Source organism: Pseudomonas sp. O230 (genome assembly GCF_045447035.1).
Taxonomy (GTDB): domain Bacteria; phylum Pseudomonadota; class Gammaproteobacteria; order Pseudomonadales; family Pseudomonadaceae; genus Aquipseudomonas.
The window spans coordinates 12,605-30,367 of the sequence record NZ_JBJGXN010000015.1 but is presented as its reverse complement, the minus strand read 5'-3'; the positions used below and the strand labels follow the sequence as shown (position 1 = coordinate 30,367).

Here is a 17,763-nt window from a genome sequence, read left to right as displayed (position 1 = left end):
GAACTCGGTGTGTTGCAGCAAGGCATCGCACGCATGGGCTTGACCCTGCGTGACTTGATCAGCGGTATCCGCGACGGCGTCACTCAGATCGCCAGCGCCGCCGAAGAATTGTCCGCCGTGACCGGGCAGACCAGCGCCGGCGTTAACAGCCAGAAGATCGAGACCGATCAAGTCGCCACCGCCATGCACGAAATGACCGCCACGGTGCAGGAAGTCGCGCGCAACGCCGAAGAAGCCTCGCAAGCCGCAGCCGCCGCCGACGGCGAAGCCCGCGAAGGCGACAAAGTGGTCACCGAAGCCATCGCCCAGATCGAACGTCTGGCCAGCGAAGTGGTGCGCTCCACCGAAGCCATGAGCGTACTGCAACAGGAAAGCGACAAGATCGGCAGCGTCATGGACGTGATCAAAGCCGTGGCCGAACAGACCAACCTGCTGGCGCTCAACGCCGCGATCGAAGCAGCGCGTGCCGGTGAAGCCGGTCGTGGTTTTGCCGTGGTCGCCGACGAAGTCCGCGGCCTGGCCCAGCGCACACAAAAATCCACCGAGGAAATCGAAGGCCTGGTGGCCGGTTTGCAGAACGGCACGCAACAAGTGTCCGCCGTGATGAACAACAGCCGCGTCCTCACCGACAGCAGCGTCGCCCTGACCCGCAAGGCTGGCGTGTCGCTGGAAAACATCACCCGCACGGTGTCCAACATCCAGTCGATGAACCAGCAGATCGCTGCCGCCGCCGAACAGCAAAGCGCCGTGGCCGAAGAGATCAGCCGCAGCATCATCAACGTGCGCGACGTGTCCGAACAGACCGCCGCCGCCAGCGACGAAACCGCTAAATCCAGTGTTGAACTGGCGCGGTTGGGCAATCAGTTGCAGATGATGGTGAGCCATTTCCGGGTTTGACGTTCGGTCAGCGTTGAATCTCTGACCCCATCGCGGGCAAGCCCGCTCCCACAGGTTTTGTGTCGATGCCACATTCTGCGGCACACATGAAACTCTGTGGGAGCGGGCTTGCCCGCGATGGCTTTCGAACAAGCAACAGATAATTCGGATCCGCCTGTCCTGGTATTCACCGCTCTACGTGGCGCCAAGGCAGATCTAACTCGACCCCGCCGCCTTACACACTGATCGCATTGGTATACACCAACCGATTGCCGAACGGGTCGGCAATGGTCATGTCCTGGCTGCCCCACGGCATGGCCTGAATCTGCGGGTGCGAGAATTTGTATTCCTTGGCCAGCAATTGCTGCTGAAACGCCTCCAGCTCATCCGTCTCGATGCGCAATGCCGAGCCCGGCGTGCTGTCGCCGTGATGCTCTGACAAATGCAGCACGCATTCGCCACGGGAGACTTGCAGGTACAGCGGAAAATTCGGCTCGAAACGGTGCTGCCAGTCGATCTTGAAACCGAGGAAGTCAACGTAGAACTCCACGGCCTTCTGTTCGTCGAAAATCCGCAGTATCGGGGTGGTTTTGCCGAAGCTCATGAAGTTGCTCCCAGACTGGAAAGGCCCAGAGTGTAGCCGGGCTAGTGTCAGCGCTTCGGCTTGGCGATGGCTTTCTTTAGTTGCGATGTGCTATCACTGTGACGCAGCACTCGGAATCGTTACTGAAACCCGCCACGCAAATCCCCTTCCCGCGCCAGAAACCGCCCTTCCCTTCTGCCGTTCGCCTGCCCTTCGCTGTAACTCAACACACCGTTGACCCACACCCCGTCGATGCCTTCCGCCGCGCGTTGCGGGTCATTGAAATCGGCGACATCGCGAATGGTCGCAGGATCGAACAACACCAGGTCCGCCCAGTGCCCTTCACGGATTTCGCCGCGCTGCTTCAAGCCGAATCGCGCCGCGGACAACCCGGTCATTTTGTGTACCGCGGTGTGCAGCGGAAACAGCCCGACATCACGACTGAAATGGCCGAGCACGCGTGGGAAAGCGCCCCACAAGCGTGGGTGTGGAAACGGGTCTTCCGGCAAGCCGTCGGAGCCGACCATCGACAACGGATGCGCGAGGATTCTTCTTACGTCCGCCTCGTCCATTCCGTAGTACACCGCGCCCGCCGGTTGCAGGCGGCGAGCGGCTTCGAGTAACGGCACGCCCCATTCAGCGGCGATGTCCATCAGGTCGCGGCCACCGAGTTCCGGGTGTGGCGTGGACCAAGTGATGGTGATGCGATGGGCGTCGGTGACTTGCTTGAGGTCCAAGGTCGAAGAGCTCGCCGCGTAGGGATAGCAATCGCAGCCCACCGGATGGGTTTTCGCGGCCTCTTCAAGCGACGCCAGCAGTTGCGGACTACGGCCCCAGTTACCGGCGCCGGCACATTTGAGGTGGGAAATGATCACCGGGGAGTTCGCGTGGCGGCCGATCAGGAACGCCTCGTCCATGGCCTCCAGCACAGGCTCGAATTCGCTGCGCAAATGGGTGGTGTACACCGCACCGAACGCGGTCAGTTCTTCGGTCAGTTGCATCACTTCATCGGTGGACGCCGAGTAAGCGCTGGCGTATGCCAGGCCGGTGGACAAACCCAACGCGCCGGCCTCAAGGCTTTCGCGCAGTTGCTCACGCATCGCGCTGATTTCATAGGCGGTGGCGGTGCGGAACAGGTCGTCGAGGTGGTTGCTGCGCAACGCGGTGTGGCCGACCAGAGCGGCGACGTTCAGCGTGGTGTTCGCCGCTTCGACCGCCGCACGGTAATCGCGGAAGGTCGGATAAACGAAGGCCGCCGAGGTGCCGAGCAGGTTCATCGGGTCTGGCGGATCGCCCTTCAAACTCACCGGCGAAGCGCTGATCCCGCAATTGCCGACAATCACCGTGGTCACGCCCTGGCTGAGCTTGGGCAGCATCTGCGGCTGGCGGATCACCACCGTGTCGTCGTGGGTGTGCACGTCGATGAAACCCGGTGCCAGCACTCGGCCCGCGGCGTCGATTTCTTCGTTGGCGGTGGCGTCGTGCAGGTCGCCGATGCGCTCGATGCGGCCGTGCAGAATCGCCACGTCAGCGGGGTAACCGGGGGCGTTGCTGCCGTCGATGATCAGGGCGTTGCGAATCAGCGTGTCGTACAGCATGTCAGTCTCCCAGCGGCAAGTGATCGTCGCCGCCGCGGTAATCGTCGAGGGCGAGTTTGATCCGCCGCAAACGTTCTTGATTGTCTTCAGGATTGGCCAGCGCCAGCTCGGTAGCGAGCACGTCGATGGCCAGCAACATGCCGTAGCGCGCCGCTGTAGGTTTGTAGATGAACGAGGTTTCGACGCCTTGCAGCGGCAGCAGCACGTCAGCCAATTGCGCCAACGGCGAGTCGGCCCGGGTGATGGCGACAATCCGTGCGCCGTAGTTGCGCGCCAGTTCGACGGCTTCGAGCAATTCGGGAGTGATGCCGGTCAACGAACACACGATAACTGCGTTTTCGGCGCCGAGACTGGCCGCGGTGACCCGCATCATCACCGGGTCATGACACACCGAAATCGGGTAGCCGAAGCGCACCAGGCGCACTTGCAGTTCATCGCTGCACAAGGTCGAGCAACCGCCCATGCCGAAGGCGTGAATCATCCGCGCCTTGCCCAACAGTTTCACCGCGTCGGCGAAGCGCGACTCGTCGAACGCCGACAGGTGCTGACGCAACGTCGACTCGATATCACCGACAATCTGCCCGTAGAACGCCGACTGATCGGGCGTGCCCGCCGGGTCGAGAAAACGACTGCCGACGCCGCTGGCCTGGGCCAGTTGCAGACGCAAATCGCGCAAGTCGCGGCAACCCACCGTGCGGGCGAAACGCGACAGCGTGGCGGTACTGACTTCCGCTCTCAGCGCCAGCTCATCGAGGCTGGCGGCAGAGGCAAATCCTACGTCGTCGAGCATCAGCCGTGCGATGCGTCCTTCGCCGGCGCTGAAGGAATCCTGACGGGCGCGGATCTGGTAGAGGATGTCCATGGCAGGCGGCTCCGGTTAAATCAGGTAAGAAAGACCCACGGTCAACGCGAAGGCGACCAGCGAAATAATGGTCTCCAGCACGGTCCAGGTCTTGAACGTCTGGGCGACGGTCATGTTGAAGTATTCCTTGATCAACCAGAAGCCGCCGTCGTTGACGTGGGAAAAGATAACCGACCCCGCGCCGGTCGCCAGCACCAGCAACTCCGGATGCGGATACCCCAGACCAATGGCCACCGGCGCGACGATGCCGGAGGCGGTGGTCATGGCCACGGTGGCCGACCCGGTGGCGATGCGCATCAACGCGGCGAACAGCCAGCCCATGATCAGCGGCGACAAGTGAAATTCATGGGCCAGGCTGACGATCTGGTCGGTGACCCCGGCGTCCACCAGAATCCGGTTCAAGCCGCCGCCGGCGCCCACCAGCAAGGTGATGCTGGCGGTCGGCGCCAGGCATTCGTTGGTGAATTTGAGGATCGATTCGCGGTTGAAGCCCTGGGCGATGCCGAGGGTCCAGAAGCTCAGCAAGGTCGCCAGCAACAGCGCGATCACCGAGTTGCCGATGAACAGCAAAAACTGGTTGAAACCGCTGCCCGGCGTGGCAATCAGGTTGGCCCAGCCGCCGATCAGCATCAACACCACCGGCAACAGAATGGTCGCCATGGTGATGCCGAAACCCGGCAGGCTGTCGCGCGGTTCGCGGTCGAGGAACTGCCGTTCCAGCGGATTTTCCGCCGGCAGTTGAATGCGCGGCACGATGAATTTGGCGTACAGCGGGCCGGCGATGATCGCGGTCGGAATGCCGATCAGAATCGCGTACATCAACGTCTGCCCGACCGACGCCCCATACACCTGCACCGCCAGCATCGCCGCCGGGTGCGGCGGCACCAGGGCGTGCACCACCGAGAGCCCGGCGACCATCGGCAAACCGACCATCAGGATCGACACGCCGACCCGGCGCGCCACGGTAAACGCGATCGGCACCAGCAACACGAAACCGACTTCGAAGAACAGCGGCAGCCCGACCAGAAAGGCAATGCAGACCATCGCCCAGTGCGCGTTCTTCTCGCCGAACCGGTCGATCAAGGTCCGCGCCACCTGCTCGGCGCCGCCGGACTCGGCCATCATCTTGCCGAGCATCGTCCCCAGCGCCACCACCAGCGCGATATGCCCCAGGGTCTTGCCGACGCCAGCCTCGTAGGCGCCGACCACCCCGGACGGCGGCATGCCGGCCAGCAGCGCCAGGCCGATGGACACCAACGTGATGACGATGAAGGGATTGAGTCGGTAACGGGCGATCAGAACGATCAGCGCAATGATGGCGATGGCGGCATACACCAGCAGCCAATAGCCGAAGGACAGGGTCATGCGGTACTCCTCGAAAGGGTCACGTCGAAAGTTTTGTGAAACTCTTAAAACATTTCGAAGCGTGAAACTCAAACGAGGTGAAAGTAATTTTCGTACAGGGGTAAGGGTTGTCGCGCAGAGGTATGCGAGGTCGGTGAATATGAAAATCGGGCAAGCGGATTTTCATCGCGCCTGCCCGGTGTCACTCAGTCGTGACTCACCCGCGCACGCTTGAGCAACTTCTTGCAACGCTCGGACAAATGCAACACACGCAGGTGCTTGCCTGACTTGGCGTAGCGTTCGCGCAGGGTCTTGAGCGCGGCGATGGCCGAGTAGTCGACGAAGCTCAGGTGACGGCAATCAATCGTCACCACGGACGGGTCATTGGCCGGGTCGAACTGGTTGAGAAACGGTGTCGTCGAGGCAAAGAACAACGTGCCATGCAGCAGGTAAAGCTTGCTGCCGTCGGCTTCGAGGTGACTGTCGGCATACAACTCGCGGGCCTGCTGCCAGGCGAAGTTCAGCGCGGCAATGATGATCCCGCAGAGCACCGCAGTGGCCAGATCGGTGAACACCGTGATGACCGTTACGGCGACGATCACCAACACGTCGTTCAGCGGCACCTTGTTAACCACCCGCAACGAAGCCCAGGCAAACGTCTGTTGCGACACCACAAACATCACGCCAACCAATGCGGCCAGCGGAATGCGCTCGATCAGCGGCGACAAAAACAAAATGAACAGCAGAATCAGCACGCCGGCCACCACGCCCGACAGCCGACCACGACCACCGGAGCTGAGGTTGATCACGGTCTGGCCGATCATCGCGCAACCGCCCATGCCGCCAAATACACCGGAGACCATGTTGGCCGCGCCCAGCGCCACGCATTCGCGATCCGGGAAGCCACGGCTCTCGGTGATTTCGTCGGTGAGGTTCAGGGTCAGCAGGGTTTCCAGCAAGCCGACCAGCGCCATCAATATCGCGTAGGGAGCGATGATCCGCAGGGTGTCCAGCGTCCAGGGAAGGTTCGGCAAGGCAAACGTCGGCAAGCCACCGGCGATGTGCGCCATGTCACCCAGCGTGCGAGTCGGCAAGCCGAGCAGATACACCGCCAGCCCGACGCCCAGAATCGCCACCAGCGCGGGCGGCACGGTGCGGGTCAGGCGCGGCAGCAGATAGACAATCGCCATCGTCAGCGCCACCAACCCGCTCATCACATACAACGGCGTGCCGCTGAGCCAGTTGTCACCGCTCTTGAAGTGTTCCAGTTGCGCCAGCGCGATGATGATTGCCAAACCGTTGACGAAGCCAAGCATCACCGGATGCGGCACCATCCGCACCAGTTTGCCGAGCTTCAGCAACCCGAACGCCAGCATGATCAACCCACCCAGCAACACCGTCGCGAGCAAGTACTGCACACCGTGCTGCACCACCAGCGCGACGATCACCACGGCCATTGAGCCGGCCGCGCCCGAGACCATGCCCGGCCGCCCGCCGAACAGCGCGGTCAGGGTGCAAATGATGAACGCGCCGTACAGGCCCATCAACGGGTTGAGGTGGGCGACCAGCGCGAAGGCGATGCATTCGGGAAGCAGGGCGAAGGAAGTGGTGAGTCCGGCCAGGATATCGGCGCGCAGACGTTTGGCTTTCATGGGGAGGACTGGACACAACTGGGAAAGAGGGGGCAGATGGTACGGAATTGAGGGCGGCCCGGCCAGTTGTCGAGACTCCAGAAACGCCTTCGCGGGCAAGCCCGCTCCCACAGGGATTGTGTCGTCCGCCAATTATTTGAACGACATAAAACCTGTGGGAGCGGGCTTGGTCTGGGCGGCATTCCGACGATGAACGATGACCCGGTCTAAAGCGAACTCAAACCATCTCGTCCCGAATCCACTCAACCACCGACGTCCGCTTCGGCGCCCAGCCCAGCAATTCCCGCGCATGCTTGCCGCGCACCCGGCTGTTGGAACCCAAACCATAGTTGGCCATTTCATAGCCCCACTCGGCTTCGGCCTCTTTCAGCGGCCAGTCTTGCGGCTCACCGAGATTCAACGCCTGGGCAATCGCCGTGGTCATGTCGATGAACGACGCTTCCCCGCTTTCAACGAAGTAGAACGTACCCGGTGCGTTTTTGCTCAGCGCCAGCAGGTACAAAGACACCACGTCTTCGATGTGCACGTTGGACCAGATGTTCTGGCCGGTGCCGACATGGCGCACCACGCCACTTTTGCGTGCCTGTTTCAGCAGGCGCGGCAACTGCACGCTGTCGCGCTTGACGCCCAGGCTGTGGCCGTAGATCAGCGTGTTGCAGATGACCGCCGAGTTCACCCCGTCGTTCGCCGCCGCGAGGATCAGGTTGTCAATGGCCACGCGGGCCGCTTTGTCGACAGTAGGTTCCGGCAGCGTGTCTTCGTGATAGATGACATCGCTGAACTTGCCGCCCGACGCATCGCCGACGATGCTCGAACCGCTGGTGTGCAGGAATACTTTGTTGGAGCCGCGCAAGGCATTGAGCAAGGCTTCCACCGCGCCGCGATGGTCGCTGCTGGCGGCGTTGATCACGGCGTCGGCAGCGCGGGCCTGTTCGGCCAGTAGTGCGCTGTCGTCAAGAGTGCCGATCACCGCAGTGGTGCCCAACGCGTTCAGTTCATTGGCTTGTTCACTGCTGCGCACCAGGCCGGTGACCTTGTGGCCTGCGCGAATCAGGCCGGTGGCGATGGAGCCGCCGATGAAACCAGCAGCGCCGGTAACGAATACGTTCATGGAGAAACTCCCTGCGTGAATAAGTGATGCAACGAGTATCAAGCAGTCATCAGCGCTGAAAAATCCCCGTTGACCCAATTCACTCTTGCGCACGAGTCACGAATCAACCCTCGAAATCCGCATTCGCGTACGCCGCCAATTTGCCCTGGATAAAGTCCAGGAAGCACTGAATCCGCAGGGCCAGTTGCGAGTTGCGGTAATAGACCGCGTTGATCGGCTGGCGATAACCGCTGTTGAAATCCGCCAGCAGCACCTTCAGGCGCCCGGCGCGGATGTCTTCGATGGTCATGAAATGCGACAGACTGGCAATGCCCTGCCCTTCCAGCGCCAGCTGCCTGACCGTCTCGCCGCTGGATGCGCTGATCGACGCCTGAATCGGCCAACGGTCGCCATGCACATAACGCAGCGGCCATTGGTTGAGGCCTTCGTTATTCGTGAAGCCCAGCAGCGCGTGCCCGGTCAGTTCCTCGACCACCCGCGGTGTGCCGTGTTGCTCGAGGTAAGCCGGGCTGGCGACGATGTGCAGCGGGCTGCAACCCAGTGAACGGGCGTGCAGGGTCGAGTCGGCCAGGGCGCCGATGCGAATGGCGATGTCGGTGCTTTGTTCGAGCAGGTCGATGATCAGGTCGTTGCTGTTGAGTTCGAGCTGGATGTCCGGGTAGAGCCGGCGGAATTCGTCGATGTACGGCACGATGGCGTGCAGCATGAACGGTGACGCGGCGTTGATCCGCAGACGCCCGGACGGGGTTTGCTGACGTGAACTGAGACGCTCTTCAAGCTCCGCCATTTGATCGAGAATCAGTTTGGCGTGCTCGAAGAAATACTTGCCCTCCTCGGTCAGGTCCATGCGCCGCGTGGTGCGGTTGATCAGTGTGGTGTCGAGCTTGGCCTCCAGCCGCGACAGTGTGCGGCTGACTGCCGAAGGCGTCTGCCCGACCTGCTCGGCCGCAGCGGAAATCGACCCGCACTCAATCACGCAGACGAAAATCTGCAACTCATCGGATCTGGCTTTCACGAATGCCCCTTCTCGATAATTCATTGCCGCGCTTAAATCGCTTGTCGCAGGAGCCCGGCTTGCCGGCGATGGCGTACTCAAGATCGCCATCGCCGGCAAGCCGGGCTCCTACAGGTTCTTGCGGGAAGTATCGATAGTAGCCGAGCCTCAAGCCTTGAGGCCAAACACCTCGGTCAAATGCTGCTCATAACGCGCCACGTCGACTTCGATGTTCGGGCGCTTCATCACGTCAACGGCCAGGAACGTCGGCAACCCGGTCATGCCGAGGAACTCGTTGGCCTTGTGGAACGGGAAGTACACCGCGTCCACGCCCTTGCCTTCGAAGAAATCGGTCGGGTCGTCGAAGGCTTGTTGCGGCGCGTTCCAGGTCAGCGACAACAGGTATTGCTTGCCCTGGACCAGACCACCGCTGCCGTACTTTTGCGAGGCATCGGAACGGGTGCGGCCGTCACTGGCGTAGAGGCTGCCGTGGCCTTCGGTGAAGACTTCGTCGATGTACTTCTTCACGGTCCACGGCGCGCCCATCCACCAGCCCGGCATCTGGTAAATGATCACGTCGGCCCAAAGGAATTTGGCGACCTCTTCAGCAACGTCGTACCCCTCGTCGATGAAGGTGGTTTTCACGTCAACGCCGCCACGGTCCAGCACGCTCAACGCGGCTTCGTGCAGGGTGGTGTTGTAGCGGCCATCGGAGTGCGCAAACTTTTTGCCGCCATTGAGCAACAGGACTTTTTTCATGAGAAATCTCGGAAAGGTCAGAAAATTGATGGCGGCAGGTTAGCGACCGACCTCGCGTGGAATAAGCCCTGAATTCGCAAAATTCATTTGACTCATACGCACGAATCAACAGGCGATTGTTGCCATAAACTTGCGCCGATTCTGAACTTGAGGAGACTTCTGATGAGTGAAATACAAGGCTTCATCCTGCACGCCAAGACCCGCCCGGAAAAATCCGACGCCTTCGAAGCGTTTTTCCGTGGCTATGTGGAAGCGAGCCGCGCCGAACCCGGCTGCATCGAGTACCACATGCTCCGCGACAAACAGGACCCGACGCTGTTTATCTTCTTCGAGATCTGGCAATCCCAGGCGCACCTCGACGTGCACTCGAACCTGCCGCACATGCAGCAGTTCCTCAAACAACGCGAGGAATACCTGGAAGGTGATTTCGATATCCGCGCCGTCGAGATGCTCAGCCCGTCGTCCGCTACCCGCTGATCAGCAGGTGGCCGCCGAGCACACCGAGGCCGATGAAGAACACGCGTTTGAACAGCACGGCGCTGATCCGCTGACGCAGCCATTGCCCGAGCAACATGCCGAGCACTGCCGGGATCAGCGCCAGCAATGACGCGCTCAACTCGCCACCGCCCAGCGCCCCGCGCCACAACAGGCCGGCGGCGAGGGCGAGGGTCGACACGGTGAACGATAGGCCCAGCGCCTGCACCAGTTCATCCTTGTTCAAACCCAGTGCTTGCAGGTACGGCACCGCCGGAATCACAAAGACGCCGGTGGCCGAGGTGATGACGCCGGTCAGCACGCCGCACAGCGGCCCGAGCCAGCGCTCAGTCTGAGCGCCGACACGCAAGGTCGGCAGGAACAACCCGCTCAGCGCGTAGAGCAGCAACGCCGCGCCCAACCCTCGCACCACCCAATGACCACCGGCCATGCCGATCCACACCGTACCGGCACCGGTGCCGATGAAGATCGCCAGCAGCATCGGCCACAGGCGTTTGACCAGCCCGCGCAAATGCCCGCCGAAGGCCAATTGCCAGACGTTGGTCAGGGTCGCTGGAATGATCAGCAGCGCCGCAGCCTGCGACGGCGCCATAGCCAGACCGAGCAGGCCCATGGCGATGGTTGGCAGGCCGAGGCCGATGACGCCTTTGATCATGCCGGCCAGGAGGAAGGTGGCGATGACCATGAGGGAAAGGGCCAGGCCAAGGTTTTGGTAGAACGCGGCGAGTGTATTCATGGGGCTATGGTGAGCCCGGACGGGTCGATTGGAAATCTGCCATATACTGAGGGTGCCTCTTGTTTTTATAGAGGCTAAAAAATCTGTTGCGCCGCCTGACGCCATCGCTGGCAAGCCAGCTCCTACAGGTTTTGAGTCGTTCGCCCATTTTGTGGCCAGCACGATAACTGTGGGAGCGGGCTTGCCCGCGATGGCGTCCGCCCCGACAACACACCTGCCGAGGCTGTACCGATGCACTTCGACCTGACCGACCTGCGCCTCTACCTGAACATCCTCGACACCGGCAACATCACCGCCGGTGCCGTGCGCAGTCATTTATCCCTGGCGGCGGCAAGCGCACGAATCCGTGCGATGGAGGCTTCGCTCGGCATCGACTTTCTGGAGCGCGGTCGTCGCGGCGTCACCCCAACCCCTGCCGGAAATGCCCTGGCGCAACACGCCCGACTGCTGCTGCAACACGCCGACCGCCTGCAACAGGACCTGGCTGAATACGCCAAGGGCGTCAAAGGTCAAGTGCGTTTACTGTGCAACACCACGGCAATCACCGAGTACCTGCCGGAAGTGCTGGCGGACTTCCTCTGCCGTTATCCCAACCTCGACATTGACCTGCAGGAATTGCCCAGCGCCCGTATCACTCACGCCCTGCGCCAGGGCGCGGCCGACCTTGGCATCGTCTCCGACGCCGTGGACACCCACGCCCTCGAAACCCTGCCCTTTCGCGATGATCCGCTTGTGCTGATCATGCCGCCCGACCATCCCCTGGCGAACGGCGCGACACCCAACTTCAGCGACACCCTGCATCACGATTACGTGGGCCTGAACGCCAATAGCGCGCTGGCGGTGTACCTCGAAGAACAGGCGCTGCACGCGGGGATGCGCTTGCAAATCCGCATCCGTGCAGAAGGCTTCGACGGCGTGATGCGCATGGTCGCTCGCGGCGCCGGGCTGGCGATTGTGCCGCTGGCGGCGATCCAGCGCCGGGCTGTCGATCAATCGTTCAAGCGCTTCGCCCTGAAGGAAGACTGGGCACAGCGCAAACTGTTGTTGTGCGCCTGCTCATTCACTGGCCTGCCCGGTTATGCCAGAGCCTTGCTCGACGCGTTGCGCGCGCCTTGAAAACCAGTGTTTGGCCCAACTGGCACCTGTATGACGAGGACCGTGCAGAGTAATATCTGCCCTTTCCAATCAGGCCTGACCACAACAACCAAAAGGGAACCAGATGGCGGATGAAATCTTGCAACAGGCAACGCTCAAGCGGGGGTTGAAAAATCGGCACATTCAACTGATCGCGTTGGGTGGAGCCATTGGTACGGGGCTGTTCCTGGGCTCTGCCGGAGTGCTCAAATCCGCCGGACCGTCGATGATCCTCGGCTATGCGATTGCCGGTTTCATCGCATTCCTGATCATGCGCCAACTGGGCGAGATGATTGTCGAGGAACCCGTGGCCGGCTCTTTCAGCCACTTCGCTCACAACTATTGGGGCGGTTTTGCCGGTTTCTTGTCCGGCTGGAACTACTGGGTCCTGTATGTGCTGGTGGGCATGGCCGAGCTGACCGCCGTAGGCAAGTACGTGCAGTTCTGGTGGCCGGAGGTGCCGACCTGGGTCAGCGCGGCGGTGTTCTTTGTGCTGGTCAACTTGATCAACACGCTGAACGTCAAAGTCTTCGGCGAGATGGAGTTCTGGTTCGCGATCATCAAGGTCGTGGCCATCATCGGCATGATCCTCCTCGGCTGCTACATGCTGTTCAGTGGCACTGGCGGCCCGCAAGCATCGGTGAGCAACCTGTGGAGCCACGGCGGATTCTTTCCCAATGGTTACAGCGGTCTGCTGATGGCGATGGCGTTCATCATGTTCTCCTTTGGCGGCCTGGAACTGGTCGGCATCACCGCCGCAGAAGCCAGCGAGCCGCGCAAGGTCATTCCCAAAGCCATCAACCAAGTGGTTTATCGGGTGCTGATCTTCTACGTCGGCGCACTCACCGTGTTGCTGTCGCTGTACCCGTGGGACCAACTGCTGCAAACACTGGGCGCTTCGGGCGATGCCTACAGCGGCAGCCCGTTCGTGCAGATTTTCGCCCTGATCGGCAGCGACACCGCCGCGCAGATCCTCAACTTCGTGGTACTCACCGCCGCGCTCTCGGTCTACAACAGCGGCGTCTACTGCAACAGCCGCATGCTCTACGGCCTGGCGGAACAAGGCGACGCCCCAAAAGTGCTGATGAAATTGAACAAGCAAGGCGTTCCGTTGCTGGCACTGGGCGTGTCGGCGCTGATCACCATGCTGGCGGTGCTGGTCAACTACGTCGCGCCGCACGAAGCGCTTGAGCTGTTGTTTGCGCTGGTGGTTGCCTCGCTGATGATCAACTGGGCGCTGATCAGCCTGACGCACCTGAAGTTTCGCAAGGCCATGGTTCAGCGCGGCGTCGTGCCTGGCTTCAAGGCGTTCTGGTCGCCGTACACCAATTATCTGTGCCTGGCGTTCATGGCCGTGATCATCTGCGTCATCTGGATGATTCCACCCGTGCGCGCCTCGGTGTACGCCATGCCGGTGTGGGTATTGGTCATCTACGGGTGCTACCGGTTGCGCATGGCCAGGCATCGAAAGCTGTCAGTGACTCAGTAACCGCGTAAAAAAACGCCCCGGCATTCGATGAATACCGGGGCGTTTTATTGAGCGCGCAGTGGAACCAGCGTTTCTGGATACCTCGATGTCGAGCACAGACAACTGATGCCCCACCAAGCCCTATACGGTGCGACTTCAGTTATCCCTCACGCTCGGAGTCATCATGTCCGCACCGATTACCGTTCTTCGCGACACTCACCCCCTGCCGGTCCTTGATGCCTGCAAATGGGAAAAACTCGAAGGCGACCCGCACACCGTCAACCTCAACGCCTACACCAGCGAAGACGGCAGCAAGATCATGGGCACCTGGATCTGCACGCCGGGCAAGTGGTATGTGGAATACGTGAAGTGGGAATACTGCGATTTCCGCGAGGGCTACTGCATCATCACCCCGGAAGGCAAAGAGCCGATCCATCTGCGCGCGGGCGATATTTTCGTCATCGAACCGGGGATGAAAGGCACATGGGAAGTGGTTGAAACCGTGCGCAAGTATTTCGTGTTTGCCTGATGCAAAAAAACCGGGAGATCACCCGACGTGATGTCCCGGTCAATGTCGATGCCTACATGCAGTGTCTGTGGGAGCCGGCTCGCTCCCACAGGTTTTATTGCGGTTTGCGATAGCTGTTGATGATCGCCGAGAAGTCCTTGCCTCCTTCCCCGCGCTGGCTCATCGCCTGATACAACTGCTGGGCCACCGCACCAAGCACCACCGGTTGGTGCGCCTGACGTGCCGCTTCCGTGGCAAGTCCCAGATCCTTGAGCATCAGCTCGGCACCAAACCCACCGGTGTATCCGCGTGATGCCGGCGCCGTTTCGACGATGCCCGGCCACGGGTTGTACATCTCCGAACTCCAGCAACGCCCGGTGGAACTGTTGATGATCCCGGCCAGCACACCAGTGTCGATCCCCAGCGCATCACCCAGCGCCATGGCTTCGCTGACGCCGACCATGGAAATCGCCAGCAGCAGGTTGTTGCAGATCTTGGCGATTTGTCCGGTGCCGACTTCGCCGCAATGGACGATGTTGCGCCCCATCTGCGCGAGCACCGGTTGCAGGGTGGCAAACAGTTCGGGGGTGGCGCCGACCATGAAGGTCAGCGTCCCGGCCGCTGCGCCGCCTGTCCCGCCAGACACCGGCGCATCGGCCATGGCCACGCCTTGTTTGGCTGCCGCAGCCGCCACATCACGCGCCGTTTGCGGATCGATGGTGCTGCAATCCACGGCCGGCACGCCTTTGGCGATCCCCGCCAGTACGCCGTCTTCACCCAGCCACACACTGCGCACGTGCACAGCGGCGGGCAGCATGGTGATCACCAGTTCTGCGCCTTGAGCGGCTTCACGGGCCGTGGCGCTGATGCTGCCGCCCAATTGCTCCAGCTCGGCCAGAACGGTTTTGTTCAAATCAACCAGTCGCAGCGCGTGACCCGCCTTGATCAGGTTGCGCGCCATCGGCGCGCCCATGTTGCCGAGACCGATAAAAGCGATTTTCATGTCCGGCTCCTTAACGCAAGTTGATGGTGGTGTTCACACCGTCGTTGACGCTGTCGTCATCGAACCAGCGACTGGTGACGGTCTTGGTCTGAGTGTAGAACTGCACCACTTGCTTGCCATACGGGCCGAGGTCGCCGAGTTTGGAACCGCGCGAACCGGTGAAGCTGAAGAACGGGACCGGCACTGGAATCGGAATGTTGATGCCGACCTGGCCGACATCGATTTCGCTCTGGAATTTGCGTGCCGCCGCACCGCTCTGGGTGAACAGGCCGGTGCCGTTACCGAACGGGTTGGCGTTGACCAGGGCAATCGCCTCGTCGAGCGTATTCACTTCCAGCACCACCAGCACCGGGCCGAAGATTTCCTGGGTGTAGATCTGCATCTCGGTGGTCACGCCGGAGAACAGGGTCGGGCCGACAAAGTTGCCCTGCTCGTAGCCAGGAACCGTGATCTCGCGACCATCCAGTTCAAGCTTGGCGCCTTCCTTGATGCCGCTTTCGATCAGATCGAGAATCCGCGCCTTGGCCTTTTTCGAAATCACTGGGCCAACATCGGTGCCCGCCTCACTGCCCGCGTTCACTTTGAGTTTCTGCGCCAGCGCCTTGAGGTCCGGCAGCCATTGCTTGGCCGCGCCCACCAACACCACCACCGAGGTGGCCATGCAACGCTGACCGGCCGCACCGAAACCGGCACCGACCAAAGCATTCAGGGTTTGCTCGCGGTTGGCATCCGGCAGCACCACGGCGTGGTTCTTGGCGCCCATCATCGATTGCACGCGCTTGCCGTGTTTGCCGGCCAGGTCGTAGACGTGGGTGCCGACGGCGGTCGAACCGACGAAGGACACAGCCTTGATGTCTTTATGAGTGCAGAGGGCGTCCACCACGTCCTTGCCGCCGTGAACCACGTTGAGCACGCCCGCCGGAACACCGGCTTCAATCGCCAGCTCCACCAGCAGCAGCGTCGACAGCGGGTCCTGTTCAGACGGCTTGAGCACGAAGGTGTTGCCGCAAGCGATGGCCATCGGGAACATCCACAGCGGAATCATCGCCGGGAAGTTGAACGGGGTGATGCCGGCGCACACGCCGATTGGCTGGCGCAGGGTGTAGGTATCGACGCCGCCCGCGACGTTCTCGGCGAACTCGCCCATTTGCAGCGTGCCGATGGAGCACGCGTGCTCGACGACTTCCAGGCCTCGGAAAATATCGCCTTCAGCGTCGGCGATGGTTTTGCCTTGCTCGGCACTCAGGACCACGGCGATGCGCTTGGAGTGTTCGCGAATCAACGCCTGGAGCTTGAGCATGATGCGCATCCGCGCGCCGATCGGCGTCAGCTTCCAGGTCTGGAAGGCGCGGTGGGCGGCGCTGATCGCGGCGTCGACTTCTTGTGCGGTGGCAAACGGGACCCTGGCCAACACCTGTTGGGTCGCCGGGTTGACGATGTCGTGCCATTCGGTGGTCTGGGACTCGACCCACTCGCCGTTGATCAGCAGCTTGGCCGTCTGGACGGTGGTTTTGTCAGGCGTGAGCGATACGTTCATGTGGGTCTCCGAATACTTATTTTTATGCAGGGAGCCAAGGCGCAAGAATCGCCTTGAGATGAGGCGTGTGTCGCGAATTGGTGATCGGACTGTTTTTCGAGTATAGATGTGCAAACTTCTAATAAGAACGCACATAAAAGCCGGTCCATTATGCAAAAAAACATCACGTCTTTAGGTTCGCTGAACTGGGATGACCTCAAGTTTTTCCTCGAGGTCGCCCGCACCCGCAAGGCCAGCACCGCGGCCAAGCGCCTGGCGGTGGACTACACCACCGTGTCGCGGCGCATCAGTTCGCTGGAAGCGGCATTGGGCACGTTGCTGTTCGAGAAGTCCCGGACCAGCGGTTTTGTCCTGACGGCGGAAGGTCAGCGTTTACTGGGTTACGCCGAGTCGATCGAAAGCACGCTGCACATGGCGTGCGAACAGGTTTCCGGCTCCGGCGTGGCGTTGTCCGGTCATGTGCGAATGGGTTGCACGGAAGGGTTCGGCAGCTTTTTCATTACCCCGCAGCTGAGCCATTTCGTCGACGCCTACCCGGCAATCTCGGTGGACATCCTGCCCCTGCCGCACTTCATCAGCTTGTCCAAACGCGAGGCGGACATCGTCATCGCCCTAGAGCGCCCGGAGCATGGCCCGTACGTCTGCTGCAAACTCTGCGACTACAAATTGCAGCTATACGCGACCCAGGACTATCTGGACAAACACCCACCGATCCGCCGCTCGGCAGACTTGGGCAAGCATTCATTTATCAGTTATGTCGACGACCTGGCCTTCAGCTCGGAGCTGTTGTACCTGGCAAACGTGCTGCCTGGCGCCAGCGCCAATTTGCGCAGCACCAGCGTGATTGCGCAGTTCGTGGCGGCGCAGCAAGGACGCTCGCTGGCGATACTGCCGTGCTTCCTCGCGGCTCAGGACCCACGGTTACTGCCGGTGCTGCCGGAGGAAGTCAATATCACCCGACAGTTCTGGATGTACTGCCGCGAAGACCTGAGGAAGCTCAAGCGGATTACCCTGTTGTGGGATTACATCCGCGAGGTGACGGAGCTGAATCGCCCGTTGTTGCTGGGCGAGACGCGGGAGCTACGGTTTACGGACTGAGCGCT

17 protein-coding genes are annotated in these 17,763 nt (G+C 61.3%); 6 read left to right on the top strand and 11 right to left on the bottom strand.

The window, feature by feature from the left end; translation table 11 throughout:
* Positions 1-33: 33 nt before the first annotated feature.
* Entirely contained in the window at positions 34-897 is an 864-nt protein-coding gene (locus ACI77H_RS28050) for a methyl-accepting chemotaxis protein (protein ID WP_407015114.1), read from the top strand.
* A gap of 214 nt (positions 898-1,111) precedes the next feature.
* Here ACI77H_RS28050 and ACI77H_RS28045 read toward each other — a convergent pair whose 3' ends face one another.
* From ACI77H_RS28045 to ACI77H_RS28010, 8 genes are all read right to left on the bottom strand, one after another.
* A complete protein-coding gene (locus ACI77H_RS28045) occupies positions 1,112-1,480 on the bottom strand; it encodes a glyoxalase superfamily protein (protein WP_407015035.1) in 369 nt (122 codons plus the stop codon).
* A 119-nt stretch (positions 1,481-1,599) separates the two neighbouring features.
* The gene (locus ACI77H_RS28040; RefSeq protein WP_407015034.1) at positions 1,600-3,057 is read right to left on the bottom strand and encodes an amidohydrolase family protein; all 1,458 of its coding nucleotides are present in this window, start codon (positions 3,055-3,057) and stop codon (positions 1,600-1,602) included.
* A 1-nt stretch (position 3,058) separates the two neighbouring features.
* A complete protein-coding gene (locus ACI77H_RS28035) occupies positions 3,059-3,919 on the bottom strand; it encodes a MurR/RpiR family transcriptional regulator (protein ID WP_407015033.1) in 861 nt (286 codons plus the stop codon).
* 15 nt (positions 3,920-3,934) lie between these two features.
* Positions 3,935-5,284, bottom strand: coding sequence for a gluconate:H+ symporter (locus ACI77H_RS28030; protein WP_407011451.1), 1,350 nt, complete (start codon positions 5,282-5,284; stop codon positions 3,935-3,937).
* 185 nt (positions 5,285-5,469) lie between these two features.
* Positions 5,470-6,915 (bottom strand): SulP family inorganic anion transporter, encoded by a 1,446-nt coding sequence (locus tag ACI77H_RS28025; protein WP_407015032.1) that lies wholly within the window; start codon positions 6,913-6,915, stop codon positions 5,470-5,472.
* A 217-nt stretch (positions 6,916-7,132) separates the two neighbouring features.
* Positions 7,133-8,026 (bottom strand): NAD-dependent epimerase/dehydratase family protein, encoded by an 894-nt coding sequence (locus ACI77H_RS28020; protein ID WP_407015031.1) that lies wholly within the window; start codon positions 8,024-8,026, stop codon positions 7,133-7,135.
* Between the two features lie 103 nt (positions 8,027-8,129).
* Entirely contained in the window at positions 8,130-9,041 is a 912-nt protein-coding gene (locus ACI77H_RS28015; RefSeq protein ID WP_407015030.1) for a LysR family transcriptional regulator, read from the bottom strand.
* Between the two features lie 147 nt (positions 9,042-9,188).
* Positions 9,189-9,779 carry an NAD(P)H-dependent oxidoreductase gene (locus ACI77H_RS28010; protein ID WP_407015029.1) on the bottom strand — a complete coding sequence of 197 codons (591 nt, stop codon included), beginning with the start codon at positions 9,777-9,779 and terminating at the stop codon, positions 9,189-9,191.
* 162 nt (positions 9,780-9,941) lie between these two features.
* Here ACI77H_RS28010 and ACI77H_RS28005 point away from each other — a divergent pair, with 162 nt between their 5' ends.
* Entirely contained in the window at positions 9,942-10,256 is a 315-nt protein-coding gene (locus tag ACI77H_RS28005) for a putative quinol monooxygenase (RefSeq protein WP_407015028.1), read from the top strand.
* Here ACI77H_RS28005 and ACI77H_RS28000 read toward each other — a convergent pair.
* Entirely contained in the window at positions 10,246-11,010 is a 765-nt protein-coding gene (locus ACI77H_RS28000) for a sulfite exporter TauE/SafE family protein (protein ID WP_407015027.1), read from the bottom strand. The genes ACI77H_RS28005 and ACI77H_RS28000 overlap by 11 nt on opposite strands.
* A 231-nt stretch (positions 11,011-11,241) precedes the next feature.
* Here ACI77H_RS28000 and ACI77H_RS27995 point away from each other — a divergent pair, with 231 nt between their 5' ends.
* From ACI77H_RS27995 to ACI77H_RS27985, 3 genes are all read left to right on the top strand, one after another.
* Positions 11,242-12,126, top strand: coding sequence for a LysR substrate-binding domain-containing protein (locus ACI77H_RS27995; protein WP_407015026.1), 885 nt, complete (start codon positions 11,242-11,244; stop codon positions 12,124-12,126).
* A 103-nt stretch (positions 12,127-12,229) separates the two neighbouring features.
* Complete coding sequence (locus ACI77H_RS27990; RefSeq protein WP_150634445.1) at positions 12,230-13,633, top strand: amino acid permease; 1,404 nt, start codon at positions 12,230-12,232, stop codon at positions 13,631-13,633.
* Between the two features lie 163 nt (positions 13,634-13,796).
* Complete coding sequence (locus ACI77H_RS27985) at positions 13,797-14,141, top strand: cupin domain-containing protein (protein WP_008024653.1); 345 nt, start codon at positions 13,797-13,799, stop codon at positions 14,139-14,141.
* Positions 14,142-14,235: 94 nt separating this feature from the next.
* Here the strand turns inward: ACI77H_RS27985 and mmsB are convergent, their stop codons facing one another.
* The gene (mmsB, locus tag ACI77H_RS27980; protein WP_008040816.1) at positions 14,236-15,123 is read right to left on the bottom strand and encodes a 3-hydroxyisobutyrate dehydrogenase; all 888 of its coding nucleotides are present in this window, start codon (positions 15,121-15,123) and stop codon (positions 14,236-14,238) included.
* A 10-nt stretch (positions 15,124-15,133) separates the two neighbouring features.
* The gene (locus ACI77H_RS27975; protein ID WP_407015024.1) at positions 15,134-16,660 is read right to left on the bottom strand and encodes a CoA-acylating methylmalonate-semialdehyde dehydrogenase; all 1,527 of its coding nucleotides are present in this window, start codon (positions 16,658-16,660) and stop codon (positions 15,134-15,136) included.
* 150 nt (positions 16,661-16,810) lie between these two features.
* Here ACI77H_RS27975 and ACI77H_RS27970 point away from each other — a divergent pair, with 150 nt between their 5' ends.
* Positions 16,811-17,758, top strand: a complete 948-nt coding sequence (locus ACI77H_RS27970; protein WP_407015022.1) for a LysR family transcriptional regulator — start codon at positions 16,811-16,813, stop codon at positions 17,756-17,758.
* Positions 17,759-17,763: the final 5 nt, after the last annotated feature.